This is a genomic window from Streptomyces sp. NBC_01224 (assembly GCF_036002945.1).
In the GTDB taxonomy this organism is placed as follows: Bacteria; Actinomycetota; Actinomycetes; order Streptomycetales; family Streptomycetaceae; genus Streptomyces.
In genome coordinates, this window is the sequence record NZ_CP108529.1 from 6,608,139 (window position 1) to 6,625,441 (window position 17,303).

General features: G+C 68.8%; 15 protein-coding genes. 10 read left to right on the forward strand and 5 right to left on the reverse strand.

Annotation, left to right across the window (positions count from 1 at the left end):
• Positions 1 to 63 precede the first annotated feature (63 nt).
• The gene (locus OG609_RS29720; RefSeq protein WP_327278227.1) at positions 64 to 663 is read right to left on the reverse strand and encodes a DUF3043 domain-containing protein; all 600 of its coding nucleotides are present in this window, start codon (positions 661 to 663) and stop codon (positions 64 to 66) included.
• A 296-nt stretch (positions 664 to 959) separates the two neighbouring features.
• Here OG609_RS29720 and OG609_RS29725 point away from each other — a divergent pair, with 296 nt between their 5' ends.
• From OG609_RS29725 to OG609_RS29745, 5 genes are all read left to right on the forward strand, one after another.
• Entirely contained in the window at positions 960 to 1,742 is a 783-nt protein-coding gene (locus tag OG609_RS29725) for a PspA/IM30 family protein (protein WP_093893567.1), read from the forward strand.
• Positions 1,743 to 1,751: 9 nt separating this feature from the next.
• Positions 1,752 to 2,030, forward strand: coding sequence for a PspA-associated protein PspAA (gene pspAA / locus OG609_RS29730; protein ID WP_327275649.1), 279 nt, complete (start codon positions 1,752 to 1,754; stop codon positions 2,028 to 2,030).
• Positions 2,031 to 2,201: 171 nt separating this feature from the next.
• Entirely contained in the window at positions 2,202 to 3,461 is a 1,260-nt protein-coding gene (locus tag OG609_RS29735; protein WP_327275650.1) for a sensor histidine kinase, read from the forward strand.
• Positions 3,458 to 4,153: a response regulator transcription factor gene (locus OG609_RS29740; RefSeq protein ID WP_327275651.1), complete on the forward strand. Its 696-nt coding sequence runs from the start codon at positions 3,458 to 3,460 to the stop codon at positions 4,151 to 4,153. The genes OG609_RS29735 and OG609_RS29740 overlap by 4 nt, the downstream gene beginning before the upstream one ends.
• Positions 4,154 to 4,317: 164 nt before the next feature.
• A complete protein-coding gene (locus tag OG609_RS29745) occupies positions 4,318 to 7,473 on the forward strand; it encodes an efflux RND transporter permease subunit (RefSeq protein WP_327275652.1) in 3,156 nt (1,051 codons plus the stop codon).
• Between the two features lie 107 nt (positions 7,474 to 7,580).
• Here the strand turns inward: OG609_RS29745 and nadA are convergent, their stop codons facing one another.
• Positions 7,581 to 8,789 carry a quinolinate synthase NadA gene (gene nadA, locus OG609_RS29750; protein ID WP_327275653.1) on the reverse strand — a complete coding sequence of 403 codons (1,209 nt, stop codon included), beginning with the start codon at positions 8,787 to 8,789 and terminating at the stop codon, positions 7,581 to 7,583.
• Positions 8,790 to 9,014: 225 nt separating this feature from the next.
• On the opposite strand from nadA, the gene OG609_RS29755 reads away from it, so the two are divergent.
• Positions 9,015 to 9,371, forward strand: coding sequence for a HesB/IscA family protein (locus tag OG609_RS29755; protein WP_030933606.1), 357 nt, complete (start codon positions 9,015 to 9,017; stop codon positions 9,369 to 9,371).
• An 85-nt stretch (positions 9,372 to 9,456) separates the two neighbouring features.
• Here the strand turns inward: OG609_RS29755 and OG609_RS29760 are convergent, their stop codons facing one another.
• On the reverse strand, positions 9,457 to 10,920 hold the full coding sequence (locus tag OG609_RS29760) for a hypothetical protein (RefSeq protein WP_327275654.1): 1,464 nt from the start codon (positions 10,918 to 10,920) through the stop codon (positions 9,457 to 9,459).
• 138 nt (positions 10,921 to 11,058) lie between these two features.
• The gene (locus tag OG609_RS29765) at positions 11,059 to 11,256 is read right to left on the reverse strand and encodes a hypothetical protein (protein ID WP_093893628.1); all 198 of its coding nucleotides are present in this window, start codon (positions 11,254 to 11,256) and stop codon (positions 11,059 to 11,061) included.
• A 160-nt stretch (positions 11,257 to 11,416) separates the two neighbouring features.
• Here OG609_RS29765 and OG609_RS29770 point away from each other — a divergent pair, with 160 nt between their 5' ends.
• A complete protein-coding gene (locus OG609_RS29770) occupies positions 11,417 to 12,391 on the forward strand; it encodes a carbohydrate kinase family protein (protein ID WP_327275655.1) in 975 nt (324 codons plus the stop codon).
• Positions 12,392 to 12,405: 14 nt separating this feature from the next.
• Here the strand turns inward: OG609_RS29770 and OG609_RS29775 are convergent, their stop codons facing one another.
• Positions 12,406 to 13,788 carry a cysteine desulfurase/sulfurtransferase TusA family protein gene (locus OG609_RS29775; RefSeq protein ID WP_327275657.1) on the reverse strand — a complete coding sequence of 461 codons (1,383 nt, stop codon included), beginning with the start codon at positions 13,786 to 13,788 and terminating at the stop codon, positions 12,406 to 12,408.
• Positions 13,789 to 14,058: 270 nt separating this feature from the next.
• On the opposite strand from OG609_RS29775, the gene ctaC reads away from it, so the two are divergent.
• Genes ctaC through OG609_RS29790 form a run of 3 tightly spaced genes read left to right on the forward strand, consistent with a single transcriptional unit; the run spans position 14,059 to position 17,149 of the window.
• The gene (gene ctaC, locus OG609_RS29780; protein WP_327275658.1) at positions 14,059 to 15,021 is read left to right on the forward strand and encodes an aa3-type cytochrome oxidase subunit II; all 963 of its coding nucleotides are present in this window, start codon (positions 14,059 to 14,061) and stop codon (positions 15,019 to 15,021) included.
• Positions 15,018 to 16,754, forward strand: coding sequence for an aa3-type cytochrome oxidase subunit I (ctaD, locus tag OG609_RS29785; RefSeq protein ID WP_327275659.1), 1,737 nt, complete (start codon positions 15,018 to 15,020; stop codon positions 16,752 to 16,754). The genes ctaC and ctaD overlap by 4 nt, the downstream gene beginning before the upstream one ends.
• Complete coding sequence (locus OG609_RS29790) at positions 16,751 to 17,149, forward strand: cytochrome c oxidase subunit 4 (protein ID WP_093893623.1); 399 nt, start codon at positions 16,751 to 16,753, stop codon at positions 17,147 to 17,149. The genes ctaD and OG609_RS29790 overlap by 4 nt, the downstream gene beginning before the upstream one ends.
• Positions 17,150 to 17,303 lie beyond the last annotated feature (154 nt).

The following is a 17,303-nucleotide window of genomic DNA, read 5'->3' on the forward strand; positions in this document are numbered from 1 at the left end:
CGGTGACGGTGGCGGGGGCGGCACCGGCGGACGGACCGCCGGCCGAGCCGGAGATATCCGTACTCAGGGCCGCTCTCCACGCTTGACCTGCGGCTTCGGCAGCCGGAGCCGACGCATCTGAAGCGTACGCATCAGGCCGTAGGCGACCGCGCCACGCTTCGGCGTATCGGGGAAGCGTGCGTTCAGCTGCTTCTTCAGGCGGAACGCGAGACCGATCGAGTCGATGACGATCAGCACGATCACGATCAGCCAGAGCAGCAGCGAGATGGTCTGGATGTTCTGCACCTGGATCACGCTGAGGATCAGAATGATCACGGCGAGCGGCAGGAAGAACTCCGCGATGCAGAAACGCGAGTCCACGTAATCGCGGACGAAGCGCCGCACCGGGCCCTTGTCGCGAGCCGGCAGATAGCGCTCGTCGCCACTGGCGAGCGCCTCACGCTGCTTGGCCATGTCCACACGGCGCGCTTCGCGCTGCCGCTTCATGGCCTCCTTGCGGTCGAGCGGCGCGCCACTGGAGGCACGACGGCGCTGCGACTGGGCATCGCTGCGCTTGGGGGTGGGGCGACCTTTGGGGGCCTGCGGGTCGCGGGGCTGCTTGGAGAGGTCTGCCGTCACCTTGCGGGTGGGCGCCTTCTCTTCCTTCGAACGGCTACGGAACACAAGGCCCAAGGGTACGGGTTCGATCGCCGCTGCCCCAGGCCGGTCGGGAACGATCCGGCAACGGCCTGCGTCCTCGCAGGTGTCCCCATGGGTTCGCCGCGGACGTCTCGACCGGTTTCCCTGACCGCCACCTACTCCCTGGGCCGGAGCGGTGACCGGGTGCAGTCGTCCTTGGGGAGGAGCACATCTGTGCTCGAACAGTGCGGTAATAGAGGCAGGGCCCGTACTGTGGGTTCTGTTGGAGTGCTGGAGCTCAGTCCGTCAGAAGGGGGCGCGCGAAGCCCATGAGCGGTGTCATGAAGCGTATGGGGATGATCTTCCGCGCGAAGGCAAACAAGGCCCTTGACCGGGCCGAGGATCCGCGCGAGACCCTCGATTACTCGTACCAGAAGCAGCTGGAGCTGCTTCAGAAGGTGCGCCGCGGCGTCGCCGATGTGGCGACCTCGCGCAAGCGGCTGGAGCTGCAGCTGAATCAGCTGCAGGGCCAGTCGTCCAAGCTGGAGGACCAGGGCCGCAAGGCGCTCGCGCTCGGCCGCGAGGACCTGGCCCGCGAGGCGCTGTCCCGGCGCGCCGCACTCCAGCAGCAGGTCACCGACCTGGAGACGCAGCACACCACGCTGCAGGGCGAGGAGGAGAAGCTCACTCTCGCGGCCCAGCGGCTGCAGGCCAAGGTCGATGCCTTCCGTACCAAGAAGGAGACCATCAAGGCCACCTACACCGCAGCCCAGGCGCAGACCCGGATCGGCGAGGCCTTCTCCGGGATCTCCGAGGAGATGGGCGATGTCGGCCTCGCGATCCAGCGTGCCGAGGACAAGACCCAGCAGCTGCAGGCCCGGGCCGGTGCGATCGACGAGCTGCTCGCCTCCGGCGCCCTGGACGACCCGACCGGGACGGCGAAGGACGACATCGCCGCCGAGCTGGACCGGATCTCCGGTGGTACGGATGTGGAGCTGGAGCTGCAGCGCATGAAGGCCGAGCTGGCCGGCGGCTCCACCCAGCAGCAGGCGATCGAGGGCGGCCCGCAGGATGCGGCGCAGCAGCAGTCGTCGCAGTCCCCGCACAGGTTCGACAAGAGTTGAGGCGGCGTCATGATCGTACGGATCATGGGGGAGGGCCAGGTCGCACTGGCCGACAGCCATCTCGCCGAGCTCAACAAGCTCGACGACGAACTGCTCGCCGAGATGGAGAGCGGCGACGGCCCCGGCTTCCGCTCCACTCTCCACGCACTCCTCGCCAGGGTGCGTGAGTTCGGCACGCCCTTGCCGGACGACTCCCTGGAGCCGTCCGAGCTGATCCTGCCGTCGTCCGACGCGACCCTTGAAGAGGTGCGCGCCATGCTCCGGGACGACGGTCTGATCCCCGGCTGACGCCGGTCGCTCTCCAGCACCCGCACAAGTCAGTGCCCCGTGTCCGGTCCGCCGGACACGGGGCACGGCTGTGTCCGCCGCACGGCGCTGTGGCGGTTCGGCGCGCTCCGTGCCGGTTTCTCCGTACGACCCGGACCGATTCGCGCGCGACACGCCGTAACGTAGCTTGACGTGACCACCCTCGGAACCGGGGTTCTGCGCATCCGGCACTGGCTGCGCGACCACCCTCTCGCGCTGGACACCGCGCTCGCCCTGGCCGTACTGGTGGCCATGATCATCGGGTCGTTCGTCCGCCCGGGCGCACCGAACGGTCCCACCTTCGGCACTCGCAGGCCCGAGGCGAGCGGTGTGGTCCTGATGGTGCTCGGTGCTGTGGCGCTCATCTGGCGGCGGCGCCATCCCATGGCGGTGCTCGCGGCCACCGCCGGGCTGACGGTCGTCGAGCTGGTGAGGTCCGACCCGCCCGCGCCCGTGGTGATGAGCACCGTCATCGCGCTGTACACCGTCGCCGCCCGCACCGACCGGCCCACCACCTGGCGGGTCGGTCTGCTGACCATGGCCTCGCTGACGGCCGCCGCGATGCTCTTCGGTGCGGCGCCCTGGTACAGCCAGGAGAACTTCGGCGTCTTCGCCTGGACCGGCATGGCCGGCGCCGTGGGGGACGCCGTACGCTCCAGGCGCGCCTTCGTCGACGCGATCAGGGAGCGCGCCGAGCGGGCCGAGCGCACCCGTGACGAGGAGGCCCGGCGCCGGGTCGCCGAGGAGCGGCTGCGGATCGCCCGCGATCTTCACGACGTCGTCGCCCACCACATCGCCCTGGTCAATGTCCAGGCCGGGGTGGCCGCCCATGTCATGGACAAGCGCCCCGACCAGGCCAAGGAGGCGCTGGCCCACGTCCGGGAGGCCAGCCGCTCCGCGCTCAACGAACTGCGGGCCACCGTCGGGCTGCTGCGTCAGTCCGGCGACCCGGAGGCGCCGACCGAACCGGCCCCGGGGCTCGCGGTCCTCGACGAACTGGTGGACACCGTCCGGCGGGCCGGGCTCCCGGTCGAGGTGGCCTGCACCGACCGGTGGCCCCCGCTCCCGGCGGCCGTCGACCTGGCCGCGTACCGGGTGATCCAGGAGGCACTGACCAATGTGCGCAAACACGCGGGCCCCGGGGCGAAGGCCGAGGTGAGCGTCGTACGGGTCGGCGCCACGGCCGAGGTCACCGTGATCGACAACGGCTCGGGCGGAGGCGTCCGCAACGGGGACGGCGGTGGTCACGGCCTCCTCGGCATGCGCGAACGCGTCACCGCACTCGGCGGCTCCCTCACCGCGGGGCCCCGCTACGGCGGCGGATTCCGGGTTCATGCGATCCTGCCCGTCAAGGCCCGCACGGCAGAGCCCAGGGAGCCGGGCGCGGTGGGCCGGACGGGGGAAAACACATGACACCGCCCATCAAGGTGCTGCTCGTCGACGACCAGGCGCTGCTGCGCAGCGCGTTCCGGGTGCTGGTCGACTCGGAGGCCGACATGAAGGTCGTCGGCGAGGCGGCGGACGGCGCACAGGCCGTGGAACTGGCCCGCTCGACGCGCGCCGACGTGGTGCTGATGGACATCCGGATGCCCGGTACGGACGGACTCGCAGCGACCCGGATGATCAGCGCCGATCCGGAACTGGCGGACGTACGGGTCGTCATGCTCACCACCTTCGAGGTGGACGAGTACGTGGTGCAGTCGCTGCGGGCCGGGGCGTCCGGCTTCCTCGGCAAAGGGGCGGAACCGGAGGAACTGCTCAATGCCATCCGTATCGCCGCGGGTGGTGAGGCGCTGCTCTCGCCGGCCGCGACCAAGGGCCTGATCGCCACCTTCCTTGCGCAGGGCGGCAGTTCGTGCGGTGACGGGCAGAGCGCCGCGGAGTACTCCGAGCGGCTGGCCGCGCTCACCGGCCGCGAACGCGAGGTGCTGGTCCTGGTCGCGGGCGGGCACTCCAACGACGAGATCGCCGAGCGGCTCGTCGTCAGCCCGCTCACCGTCAAGACCCATGTGAACAGGGCGATGGCGAAGCTGGGCGCCCGGGACCGGGCTCAGTTGGTGGTAATTGCGTATGAATCGGGCCTGGTGCGCCCCAGGACGGAGTGACGGGTGGAGATTCGGCGTACTCCACCTGCGGTATGCGCGGCATAAGAAAGCGACCTGGGGCCGACGCTTTCGGTCTTGCGGATGGGCGATCGTATAGCTGGGCCGGGTCTGTCCCCCAGTCACCCGCCCATCTGCCGCGTAAGCCACAGAAGAGAGACCCACCCATGTCCTGGCTGTCCAGATTCAGCCTCGCGCAACGGGCCCTGATCGGGCTGATCTCGATCGTCGCCCTCGTATTCGGGGCGATCGCGATCCCGCAGCTCAAGCAGCAGCTGCTGCCCACCATCGAACTCCCGATGGTGTCGGTGCTCGCCCCCTATCAGGGTGCGTCCCCCGATGTGGTCGAGAAGCAGGTCGTCGAACCCCTCGAGAATTCCATCAAGGCCGTCGACGGCGTCACCGGCACCACCTCGACCGCCAGCGAGGGCAACGCCGTCATCATGGCGACCTTCGACTTCGGCAGCGAGGGCACCAAGCAGCTCGTCGCCGACATCCAGCAGGCGGTGAACCGCGCCCGCGCCCAGCTTCCCGACAGCGTGGACCCGCAGGTCGTCGCCGGCTCGACGGACGACATGCCGACCGTCGTCCTCGCCGTCACCTCCGACAAGGACCAGCAGGCGCTCGCCGACCAGCTGGACCGCACCGTCGTCCCCGCGCTGGAGGACATCGACGGCGTCGGCCAGGTCTCCGTCGACGGCGTGCAGGACCTCCAGGTCTCCATCACGCCCGACGACAAGAAGCTCGCGGCGGCCGGCCTGAACACCACGACGCTCTCCCAGGCGCTCCAGGCGGGCGGCGCGACCGTTCCCGCCGGTGCCTTCTCGGAGTCGGGCAAGAGCCGTACCGTCCAGGTCGGCGGTGCCTTCACCTCCTTGAAGCAGATCGAGGACCTGCGCGTCACCGGCCAGGACCCGGCGACGGGCAAGCCCGGCAAGCCGGTCCGCGTCGGTGACATCGCCACGGTGAAGCAGGAGCCGTCCACCGCGGTCTCCATCACCCGTACCAACGGCAAGCCGAGCCTCGCCGTGATGGCGACGATGGACAAGGACGGCAGCGCCGTCGCCATCTCGGACGCGGTCAAGGACAAGCTCCCCGACCTCCGCAAGGACCTCGGCGCCGGTGCCGAACTGACCGTCGTCTCCGACCAGGGCCCCGCCGTCTCCAAGGCGATCTCCGGTCTGACCACCGAGGGCGCGCTCGGTCTGCTCTTCGCCGTCATCGTGATCCTGGTCTTCCTCGCGTCGCTGCGCTCGACCCTGGTCACCGCGGTCTCCATCCCGCTCTCCGTGGTCCTCGCGCTGATCGTGCTCTGGACCCGCGACCTGTCGCTCAACATGCTTACGCTCGGCGCGCTGACCATCGCGATCGGCCGTGTCGTCGACGACTCGATCGTGGTCCTGGAGAACATCAAGCGTCACCTCGGCTACGGCGAGGAGCGCCAGTCCGCGATCATCACCGCGGTCAAGGAAGTGGCCGGTGCGGTCACCTCCTCGACCCTCACCACGGTCGCCGTCTTCCTGCCGATCGGTCTCGTCGGCGGCATGGTCGGCGAGCTCTTCGGCTCGTTCTCGCTGACCGTCACCGCGGCCCTGCTGGCCTCCCTGCTGGTCTCGCTGACCGTCGTCCCCGTCCTCTCGTTCTGGTTCCTGCGCGCCCCCAAGGGCAGCACCGAGAACCCGGACGAGGCCCGTCGCAAGGCCGAGGAGAAGGAAGCCCGCAGCCGGCTCCAGCGGCTGTACGTCCCGGTGCTGCGCTTCGCGACCCGGCGCCGTATCACCAGCATCGTCATCGCCATCGTGGTGCTGTTCGGCACCTTCGGCATGGCCCCGCTGCTGAAGACCAACTTCTTCGACCAGGGCGAGCAGGAAATCCTCTCCGTCAAGCAGGAGCTGACCCCCGGCACCAGCCTGGCGGCCGCCGACGAGGCGGCCAAGAAGGTCGAGAAGGTCCTCGCCGGCGACAAGGGCGTCAAGGACTACCAGGTCACCGTCGGCTCCTCCGGCTTCATGGCGGCCTTCGGCGGCGGTACGGGATCCAACCAGGCCTCGTACCAGATCACCCTGAAGGACGCGGGCGACTCCGAGGCCGTGCAGAAGCGCCTCGACACGGAGCTCGGCAAGCTCGACGGCATCGGTGACACCACCATCTCCGCGGGCGGCAGCTTCGGCAGCCAGGACCTCAGCGTCGTGGTCAAGGCCGCCGACGCGGACGTCCTGAAGAAGGCGTCCGAAGAGGTACGGGCCGAGGTGGCCAAGCTGAAGGACGTCACCGACGTCCAGAGCGACCTGGCGCAGAGCGTCCCGCGGATCTCGGTCAAGGCCAACGCCAAGGCCGCCGACGCCGGTTTCAACCAGACCACGCTCGGCGCGGCCGTCGCCGGAGCGGTGCGCGGCACCCCGTCCGGCAAGGCGATCATGGACGACACCGAGCGTGATGTCGTCATCAAGTCCGCCCACCCGGCCACCACGATGGCCGAGCTGAAGAACCTCTCCCTCGGCCCGGTCGAGCTCGGTCAGATCGCCGATGTCGAGCTGGTCCCCGGACCGGTCTCGATGACGAGGATCGACGGCCAGCGCGCCGCGACCATCACCGCCAAGCCCACCGGTGACAACACCGGCGCGGTCAGCGCCTCCCTCCAGACGAAGATCAACGCGCTGAAGCTCCCGGACGGCGCCACCGCCACCATCGGCGGTGTCTCCGAGGACCAGAACGACGCGTTCCTGAACCTCGGCCTGGCCATGCTGGCCGCGATCGCGATCGTCTTCATGCTGCTCGTGGCGACCTTCCGGTCCCTGATCCAGCCGCTGATCCTGCTGGTCTCCATCCCGTTCGCGGCAACCGGCGCGATCGGCCTGCTCGTGGTCACCGGCACCCCGATGGGCGTACCGGCGATGATCGGCATGCTGATGCTGATCGGCATCGTGGTCACCAACGCGATCGTGCTGATCGACCTGATCAACCAGTACCGGACGCAGGGCATGGGCGTCGTCGAAGCGGTCATCGAGGGCGGCCGCCACCGGCTCCGTCCGATCCTGATGACCGCCCTGGCGACGATCTTCGCCCTGCTGCCCATGGCGCTCGGCGTCACCGGCGAGGGCGGCTTCATCTCGCAGCCGCTCGCCGTCGTGGTGATCGGCGGCCTGGTCACCTCGACCCTGCTGACGCTGCTCCTGGTGCCGACGCTCTACGCGATGGTGGAACTCCGCAAGGAGCGCCGCGCGAAGAAGAAGGCGATCAAGCGGGCGAAGAAGGCGGGCCTGTCCGCCCCGGCCCAGCCGGAGGAGACCACCTCCGAGGAGCCGGAGCCCGCGAAGGCGTAAGACACAGGGCACGCGAAGGCCCCGGCACCGTTTCGACGGTGCCGGGGCCTTCGCGCGTCGCCCGCACGTCCGCCGCAGGCGCGCCACTCCCTACGGCAGCGCACCTCCTACGGCAGGGCCAGCATCCGCTCCAGCGCCAGCTTCGCGTACTTCTCCGTCTCGGGGTCGACCTCGATCCGGTTGACCAGGTTCCCCTCGGCCAGCGACTCCAGCGCCCACACCAGGTGCGGCAGGTCGATCCGGTTCATCGTCGAGCAGAAGCACACCGTCTTGTCGAGGAAGACGATCTCCTTGTCCTCGGCCGCGAACCGGTTCGCCAGGCGCCGCACCAGGTTCAGCTCGGTGCCGATCGCCCACTTCGAGCCGGCCGGCGCCGCCTCCAGGGCCTTGATGATGTACTCCGTCGAGCCGACGTAGTCCGCCGCCGCCACGACCTCGTGCCTGCACTCCGGGTGCACCAGCACATTGACGCCCGGAATCCGCTCGCGCACATCGTTGACGGACTCGACGGAGAAGCGCCCGTGCACCGAGCAGTGCCCGCGCCACAGGATCATCTTGGCGTTGCGCAGCTCCTCGGCGGTCAGGCCGCCGTTCGGCTTGTGCGGGTTGTAGAGGACGCAGTCCTCCAGCGACATCCCCATGTCCCGGACCGCGGTGTTCCGCCCCAGGTGCTGGTCGGGCAGGAAGAGCACCTTGACTGCCGAGGGCTCACCCTGCTCGAAGGCCCACTCCAGCGCCCGCTTCGCATTGGACGAGGTGCAGATCGTGCCGCCGTGCCTGCCGGTGAAGGCCTTGATGTCGGCGGAGGAGTTCATGTACGAGACGGGTACGACCTGCTCGGCGACCCCGGCCTCGGTCAGTACGTCCCAGCACTCGGCGACCTGCTCGGCGGTGGCCATGTCGGCCATGGAGCAGCCCGCGGCCAGGTCCGGCAGCACGACCTTCTGGTCGTCGGTGGTCAGGATGTCCGCCGACTCGGCCATGAAGTGCACACCGCAGAAGACGATGTACTCGGCCTCCGGGCGCGCAGCCGCGTCCCGGGCGAGCTTGAACGAGTCGCCGGTGACGTCCGCGAACTGGATGACCTCGTCGCGCTGGTAGTGGTGGCCGAGGACGAACACCTTGTCCCCGAGCTTCTCCTTGGCCGCGCGGGCACGCTCCACCAGGTCCGGGTCGGACGGGGATGGCAGGTCGCCGGGGCACTCGACGCCGCGCTCGCTCTTCGGGTCGGCCTCACGGCCGAGCAGGAGCAGGGCGAGGGGCGTCGGCTGGACGTCGAGATCCTGGACGGGGTGGGCCGTGGTCACGTCACGCACCCTTTCTTCTCTGCAGAAAGCCTTTTCGTCTAATTGACGTTATCTATCATATCCGGTTCACGTCACTTTGACGACGGCCATAGTGTCGATGTGACGCATCCCCCCCCCGCGGGGCCGGTGTGCGAGCATGAATGGAACAGGCAAGCGCTCGGCCCGGAATGAATCCGCGGTCCCGACGGTTGCAACGTCGGCAAGCAGTCTCCGTACAACCCGGGAGAGAAGCAGATGTCCGTATCGGACGAGACCACCACCGTGAGCGACGGCATCCTCCTGTCCGACGCCGCCGCAGCCAAGGTCAAGGGCCTGCTGGAGCAGGAAGGCCGTGACGACCTGGCGCTGCGCGTCGCCGTTCAGCCCGGCGGCTGCTCGGGCCTGCGCTACCAGCTCTTCTTCGACGAGCGTTCGCTCGACGGCGATGTCGTGAAGGACTTCGACGGCGTCAAGGTCGTCACCGACCGGATGAGTGCTCCGTACCTGGGTGGCGCTTCCATCGACTTCGTCGACACCATCGAGAAGCAGGGCTTCACGATCGACAACCCGAACGCCACGGGCTCCTGCGCCTGCGGCGACTCCTTCAGCTAGGCCCTGAAGGCAGCGGCAGAACAGCAAAACGGCGGCGGCCCCGGATTCCGGGGCCGCCGCCGTTGTCGTACGCAGGTGCTCAGCGTCAGGCGCGGGGCACATCGCCGCCCGACGCCGCGTCGATCACCGTCCGGTCACCGAGCGGGGCGTCCAGCGTCACCGTCCGGGTCAGCTCCTTGGCGATCATGATGCAGACCTTCTTCTCGGCCGGCTGCGACTCCGTCACCGTCACCCGCACCGTCGTCCCGTCCTCGGTGGCGCTCGCCGCGTACTTGCTGCACACCCCGCCCCAGAACGTCACCGACAGGGTTCGCCCGTCGGCGCTGTACGACAGGATCTGCCGCCGGGACCTCTCCGTGTCCGCCGGGGGCGGGGGCGTCGCCGGTGCGTCCTTCGCCAAATACGCGGGGTCCACGGCGATCTGCGACACGGTGTCACCCGTGCCGCCCACGGCCGGCCGCACCGAGAAGAGCCAGGACGGTACGAGCGTCTGCTTGCCCGCCACGTACTGCTTGGTCAGTCCGAACACCGCCTTGTCGACCGTCACGGTCGTCGTCGGCCGCTCCGCCCCGGTCCGCGTCCCGCAGTGGACCTTCGGCGACTTCAGGCCATCCTGCAGCGGTACGGGAGTGGCGCACCCGCCGACGTCCGCGCGCCCGTCCGTCCGGGACGCCGCCCCGTTCAGCTGCTTCAGCGCCTCGCCCGCACTGATCACCGGATAGCTGTTGCCCTTCTCCAGGCCCTTCAACTGCCCACTGCCGCCCACCACTTCACCGCCCGAACCCACCTGGATCCCGGTCGACCAGCCGTAGGTGGGAAGTCCGTCCACCACCGGGTCGGCGTTCACCACCCGTACCGAACCCGTGAGTTGGCGGGCGTCGAGGGCGGCGTCGTCCTGTCCCACCGCCTTCAGGACCGGTGCCGCGGCAGCCCTGGCGGCACTCTCGCTCACCGGGGAGCCGCTGCCGCCCGGGGCCTGCTCCTTGCTCGAACAGACCGTGATGCTTTCGCAGTTGTCCGTACCGCCGGAGCCGTAGCGCGCGAAGCTCCAGGTGCCCGGGGCCTGCTTGTCCACCCGGAGGACCGGGCCCGAGCCGTCCCCGTCGGACCCCACCTTCCAGGACGTGCCCTCCGCCTGCGGCGTGCCCTGCACCCCCAGCGCCTTCGCCAGCCGGGCCACCTCCGTCGCGGAGACGGTCCCCTCCGCGCGCTGCACCGCGGCCGTACGCGGCCCCTCGGGCAGCTTGCCGGACGCGCGGTAGACCACCTGACCGCCGTGCGGATCGGGTTCGCCGGGTGCGATGCCGGGTGGGGTGCCCGGCGAGGACCCGTCGGGCACCGTCGGGTCGCCCGCACGTTCGTCCAGGGCAAGCGGGGGAGGGGTGCGCTCCGCGCTGCCGCTGCTCCCGCCCTCCCCGTCCGCGGCGGTCGCGGCCCAGTACGCACCGCCGCCTCCGGCCAGCAGTACTGCTGCCGCCACCGAGGCCACGGCGAGCGGTGAACGCCGCCGAGGGCCGGTCACATCGTTGTCGGGTCGCTCGGTGCTCACCGGATCGCTCCTTCGCCTGCATCGCCGTCACAGGCCGTCACCCGGCCTGCTGTCCGTCCCGCGGGTGGGGACAACGGTGGGACGGGGCGCGGGGGCGCACGGTTCCCTCAGGAGCGTCGGACGCGATCGGTGCAGGTCTCAGTCGCCGTATTCGGACATGGCGTCGATCAGCCGGGCGGAGGCGGCGGGCACGGTGACCCCGTGAATCAGGGACGGCGCCACCCGAACGGGGGCGGACTTCGCCGGGACCACCCAGTGGGGAGCCATCCGTGCGCAGTCACCGCGCAGCTCGGCCAGGCTGATCTCGGACTCGCGTGTGGCGCTGTGGTTCGACATATGCGCACCGTAGGCACCGCACGCCTCAGGAAGAAAGACCTACTATCGGGTAGTTTTCCCCCCTTCAGGGCGAGTGCGGGGAACGGGTAGCGTGAACTGTCACGCCGCCCCGGGAACGCAGTCACCCGTTCCCCCCGATCTCCGCAGGAGCAGTCTCCCCGTGCGAATCGCAGTCACCGGCTCCATCGCCACCGATCACCTCATGACCTTCCCCGGCCGTTTTGCCGACCAGCTGGTCGCGGATCAGCTGCACACGGTCTCGCTCTCCTTCCTGGTCGACAACCTCGACGTGCGCCGGGGCGGTGTCGCCGCCAATATCTGCTTCGGCATGGGTCTGCTGGGCACCAACCCGATTCTGGTCGGTGCCGCGGGCTCCGACTTCGACGAGTACCGTGCCTGGCTCGACCGCCACGGCGTCGACACCGGATCGGTACGGATCTCCGAGGTCCTGCACACCGCGCGGTTCGTCTGCACGACGGACGCCGACCACAACCAGATCGGCTCCTTCTACACGGGCGCGATGAGCGAGGCCCGGCTCATCGAGCTGAAGGCCGTCGCCGACCGCGTCGGCGGCCTCGACCTCGTCTCGATCGGTGCCGACGACCCCGAGGGGATGCTCCGCCACACCGAGGAGTGCCGCACCCGCGGAATCCCGTTCGCCGCGGACTTCTCGCAGCAGATCGCCCGGATGGACGGCGACGAGATCCGGATCCTCCTCGAGGGCGCCACGTACCTCTTCTCCAACGAGTACGAGAAGGGGCTCATCGAGTCCAAGACCGGCTGGAGCGACGAGGAGATCCTGGCCAAGGTCGGCCACCGGGTCACCACGCTGGGCGCCCGCGGTGTCCGGATCGAGCGGGCCGGCCAGGAGACGATCGAGGTCGGCTGCCCGGAGGAGGAGATCAAGGCCGACCCGACCGGTGTCGGCGACGCCTTCCGGGCCGGTTTCCTCTCCGGTCTCGCGTGGGGCGTCGGCCTGGAGCGCGCCGCCCAGGTCGGCTGCATGCTCGCCACCCTGGTGATCGAGACGGTCGGCACCCAGGAGTACACCCTGCGCCGCGCCCACTTCATGGACCGCTTCACCAAGGCGTACGGCCACGACGCCGCCGCCGAGGTCCGCGCGCACCTGGGCTGAGTCGAAGAGGAACCTCAGGTCAGCCGGCGGACCACATAGGCCGAGCCACGGTCCGCCGGCTCCTCGCCCACGTACTCCTGCTCGCGCATCGCGCACCAGGCCGGGATGTCCAGGCGCGCCGCCTCGTCGTCGGAGAGCACGGTCACCGTCCCGCCCAGCGGTACCTCCCCGATCACCTTTGCCAGCTCGATCACAGGGATCGGGCAGCGCTTCCCGAGGGCGTCGACCACCAGGGACGCGGTCACGGCAGGGGAGGGGGGCGCGGAAACGGGCGCACCCAGCCTCTCCCGTACCTCTGCCACCACCCGCGGCAGCACGTCCAGGAAGCGCTCGACCTCCTCGTCCGCAGTGCCGGTCGGCAGCGACACCCGTACGTTCCCCTCCGACAGCACCCCCATCGCCCTGAGCACATGGCTCGGCGCCAGCGTGCTGCTGGTGCAGGACGAACCGGATGATACGGAGAATTCAGCCCGGTCCAGTTCATGGAGCAGTGTCTCTCCATCGACATAGAGACAGGAGAAGGTCACCAGATGCGGCAGCCGCCGCACCGGATCGCCGACCACCTCCACATCGGGCACCAGTTGCGGCACCCGGGCCCTGATGCGGTCCACCAGGGCCCGCAGCCGCACGGACTCCGCCGCCGCCTCCGCTCGCACCGCCCGCAGCGATGCCGCCGCGGCCACGATCGCGGGAAGGTTCTCGAACCCCGCGGCCCGCCCCGACTCCCGCTCGTCGGCCGGTCCTTGAACCGCGAACCGCACCCCCTTGCGCACCGCCAGCAGCCCGACCCCCGAGGGCCCGCCCCACTTGTGCGCACTGGCCGCCAGCAGCGACCAGCCGCCCGGCACCGGCCCCCAGCCCAGCGACTGCGCGGCATCCACCAGCAGCGGCACCCCCGCCGCCCGGCAGACCTCCGTGACCTCGGCCACCGGCTGTTCGGTGCCGACCTCGTGATTGGCGGACTGCAGACAGGCCAGCGCGGTGTCCTCGCGCAGCACATCCGCGTACGCCTCCGCACTCACCGCCCCCGACCGGTCCACCGCGACCTCGGAGACCGATCCGCCCTGCGCCTCATGGGCGGCGGCCGAATGGAGCACCGACGAGTGCTCCACCGCGGAGAAGACCAGATGGCGGCCGACACGCCGACGTCCCGCGAGAGCCGCGGAAATTCCGGAGTGCACCGCCCGCGTACCCGAAGGAGTGAATGTGAGCTCGTCCGGACGGCACCCGACGGCCTCCGCAGCGGCCTCCCGGGCCGCGTCCAGCAACAGCCGGGCCCGCCGCCCCTCGCGGTAGAGCCTGGCCGGGTCGGCCCACCCCTCGTCCAGCGCGGCAAGCAGCGCCTGGCGGGCGACGGGGTGCAGGGGGGCGGAGGATGCGGCGTCGAAGTAGGGCACGTGGCCACGCTAGCCCGCGCCGGGCCCGCACCCGGGGACGGGCCGCCCGCCCAGCCAGGAGAGGGGGCGTCAGATGGCGGCCGGAGGCCCGTATTCCACCCCTTCGGGGTGCCGGACGGCGCGTTGGGCACCCTCCCCGCGCGACCCCAAATAGCGTCCAGTAGGGTTTGGTCCGCATAAACATCCAAACCCCTGCCCGCGTCAGGGCGGCGACCGACCAGACAGACGGCCGCGCCGACCGCGCGGGCGAGACTCTCGGGAAGGCGCTACGTGAGTCCCAACGGCTCCGACCGCTCGTCGCGGCGCCCGATGCGGCGGAAGCTGCCGCAGGTGCTGACTGCGGGCCTGATCCTGGCGACCGCCACCGGTTGCACATACAAGGACTTCCCCCGCCTCGGTATGCCTACGCCGGTAACGGAAGAGGCACCACGGATCCTTTCCCTCTGGCAGGGCTCGTGGGCGGCAGCGCTCGCCACGGGCGTGCTGGTCTGGGGCCTGATCCTGTGGAGCGTCATCTTCCACCGGCGCAGCCGCACCAAGGTCGAGGTTCCTACGCAGACCAGGTACAACATGCCCATCGAGGCGCTGTACACCGTGGTCCCTCTGATCATCGTCTCGGTGTTGTTCTACTTCACCGCGCGCGATGAATCGAAGATCCTCTCGCTCTCCCCGAAGCCTGCCCACACGATCAACGTGGTCGGCTACCAGTGGAGCTGGGCCTTCAACTACATCGAGAACGTGGACGGGTCCACCGCCACGGGCAACAAGATCCCCAAGGAACTCGACGCCATCCCGGACAGGTTCCGGAAGGATTTCCCCAAGGGTGCTGAAGGCGTCTACGACTACGGCGTCCCGGGAACCCGGAACCCGCAGAACGGCAATCCGGGTCCGACCCTGTGGCTGCCGAAGGGCGAGAAGGTCCGCTTCGTTCTGACTTCGCGTGACGTCATCCACTCCTTCTGGGTGGTCCCGTTCCTCATGAAGCAGGACGTCTTTCCGGGCCACACCAACGCCTTCGAGGTGACTCCCAACGAGGAGGGCACCTTCATGGGCAAGTGCGCCGAGCTCTGCGGCGCCGACCACTCCCGGATGCTCTTCAACGTCAAGATCGTCTCTCCGGAGCGCTACCAGGCGCACCTCAAGGAGCTGGCGAAGAAGGGCCAGACGGGCTACGTGCCGGCCGGCATCGCGCAGACTGACCCGGCCAGGAATGCGGAGACGAACAAACTGTGAGCATCCTCAACGAACCTCAGGGTGCCGCGGCAGCAGACGACTCGTACGAGGACGAGCTGCCGGTCCGGCGGAAGCAGCCGGGAAACATCGTCATCAAGTGGTTGACCACCACTGACCACAAGACGATCGGCACGATGTACCTGGTCACATCGTTCGCGTTCTTCTGCATCGGCGGTCTGATGGCGCTCTTCATGCGCGCCGAACTGGCCCGTCCCGGCACGCAGATCATGTCGAACGAGCAGTTCAACCAGGCGTTCACGATGCACGGCACGATCATGCTGCTGATGTTCGCGACGCCGCTGTTCGCAGGATTCGCGAACTGGATCATGCCGCTGCAGATCGGCGCGCCCGACGTGGCGTTCCCGCGGTTGAACATGTTCGCGTACTGGCTGTACCTCTTCGGCTCGATCATCGCGGTGGCCGGCTTCCTCACCCCGCAGGGTGCGGCCGACTTCGGCTGGTTCGCCTACTCCCCGCTCTCGGATGCCGTCCGCTCGCCGGGTGTCGGTGCCGACATGTGGATCATGGGTCTGGCCTTCTCCGGCTTCGGTACGATCCTCGGTTCGGTCAACTTCATCACCACGATCATCTGCATGCGTGCCCCTGGCATGACGATGTTCCGCATGCCGATCTTCGTCTGGAACGTCCTGCTGACCGGTGTGCTGGTCCTGCTGGCCTTCCCGGTCCTCGCCGCCGCGCTCTTCGCGCTGGAGGCGGACCGCAAGTTCGGTGCGCATATCTTCGACGCGGCCAATGGCGGCCCATTGCTCTGGCAGCACCTCTTCTGGTTCTTCGGCCATCCAGAGGTGTACATCATTGCCTTGCCATTCTTCGGAATCATTTCCGAAGTGATCCCGGTGTTCAGCCGAAAGCCGATGTTCGGCTACATCGGTCTGATCAGCGCGACGATCGCGATCGCAGGCCTCTCCGTGACCGTGTGGGCGCACCACATGTACGTCACCGGCGGTGTGCTGTTGCCGTTCTTCTCGTTCATGACATTCCTCATCGCGGTACCGACCGGTGTGAAGTTCTTCAACTGGATCGGCACGATGTGGAAGGGATCGCTGTCCTTCGAGACACCGATGCTCTGGGCCGTCGGCTTCCTGATCACCTTCACCTTCGGTGGTCTGACCGGCGTGATCCTGGCGTCGCCCCCGATGGACTTCCACGTCTCGGACTCGTACTTCGTCGTCGCGCACTTCCACTACGTCATCTTCGGCACCGTGGTCTTCGCGATGTTCTCCGGATTCCACTTCTGGTGGCCGAAGTTCACCGGCAAGATGCTGGACGAGCGGCTCGGCAAGATCACGTTCTGGACGCTGTTCGTGGGCTTCCACGGCACGTTCCTGGTGCAGCACTGGCTGGGTGCCGAGGGCATGCCGCGTCGTTACGCGGACTACCTTGCCGCAGACGGCTTCACCGCGCTGAACACGATCTCGACGATCTCCTCGTTCCTGCTCGGCCTGTCGATGCTGCCGTTCTTCTACAACGTGTGGAAGACCGCGAAGTACGGCAAGAAGGTCGAGGTCGACGACCCGTGGGGCTACGGCCGTTCGCTGGAGTGGGCGACCTCCTGCCCGCCGCCGCGGCACAACTTCCTCACGCTGCCGCGGATCCGTTCCGAATCCCCGGCGTTCGACCTGCATCACCCGGAGATCGCGGCGCTCGAGCAGCTGGAGCACCAGTTCGCGGATGACAAGGCCCTCGCTGGTGGCAAGGAGGCCGGTAAGTGAAGATCCAGGGCAAGATGTTCCTCTGGCTGAGCGTCTTCATCCTCGCCATGGCCATCACGTATGGCGTGTGGTCGAAGGAGCCGGCCGGTACCACCGCGCTCGTCCTGGCCTTCGGCCTGAGCGTCATGATCGGCTTCTACCTGGCCTTCACGGCGCAGCGGGTCGACGCCATGGCTCAGGACAACAAGGAAGCCGATGTCGCGGACGAGGCCGGCGAGGTGGGGTTCTTCTCCCCGCACAGCTGGCAGCCGCTCTCGCTGGCCGTCGGTGGCGCCCTCGCCTTCCTGGGCATCGTCTTCGGCTGGTGGCTGCTCTACTTCTCGCTCCCGGTGATCCTGATCGGCCTGTTCGGCTGGGTCTTCGAGTACTACCGCGGTGAGAACCGCACCCAGTGACCGCGAGTCACCGCTCCACCTGACGGGGGGCCTGCACTTCTCCACCAAGGGAAGTGCAGGCCCCCCGTTTGGCGTGTACTTCTCCGCCAAAAGGAGTGCAAATCCCCCGTTTGCAGTCACATTGCGCGCTTATAGGGATGAATCTTCATAGCGT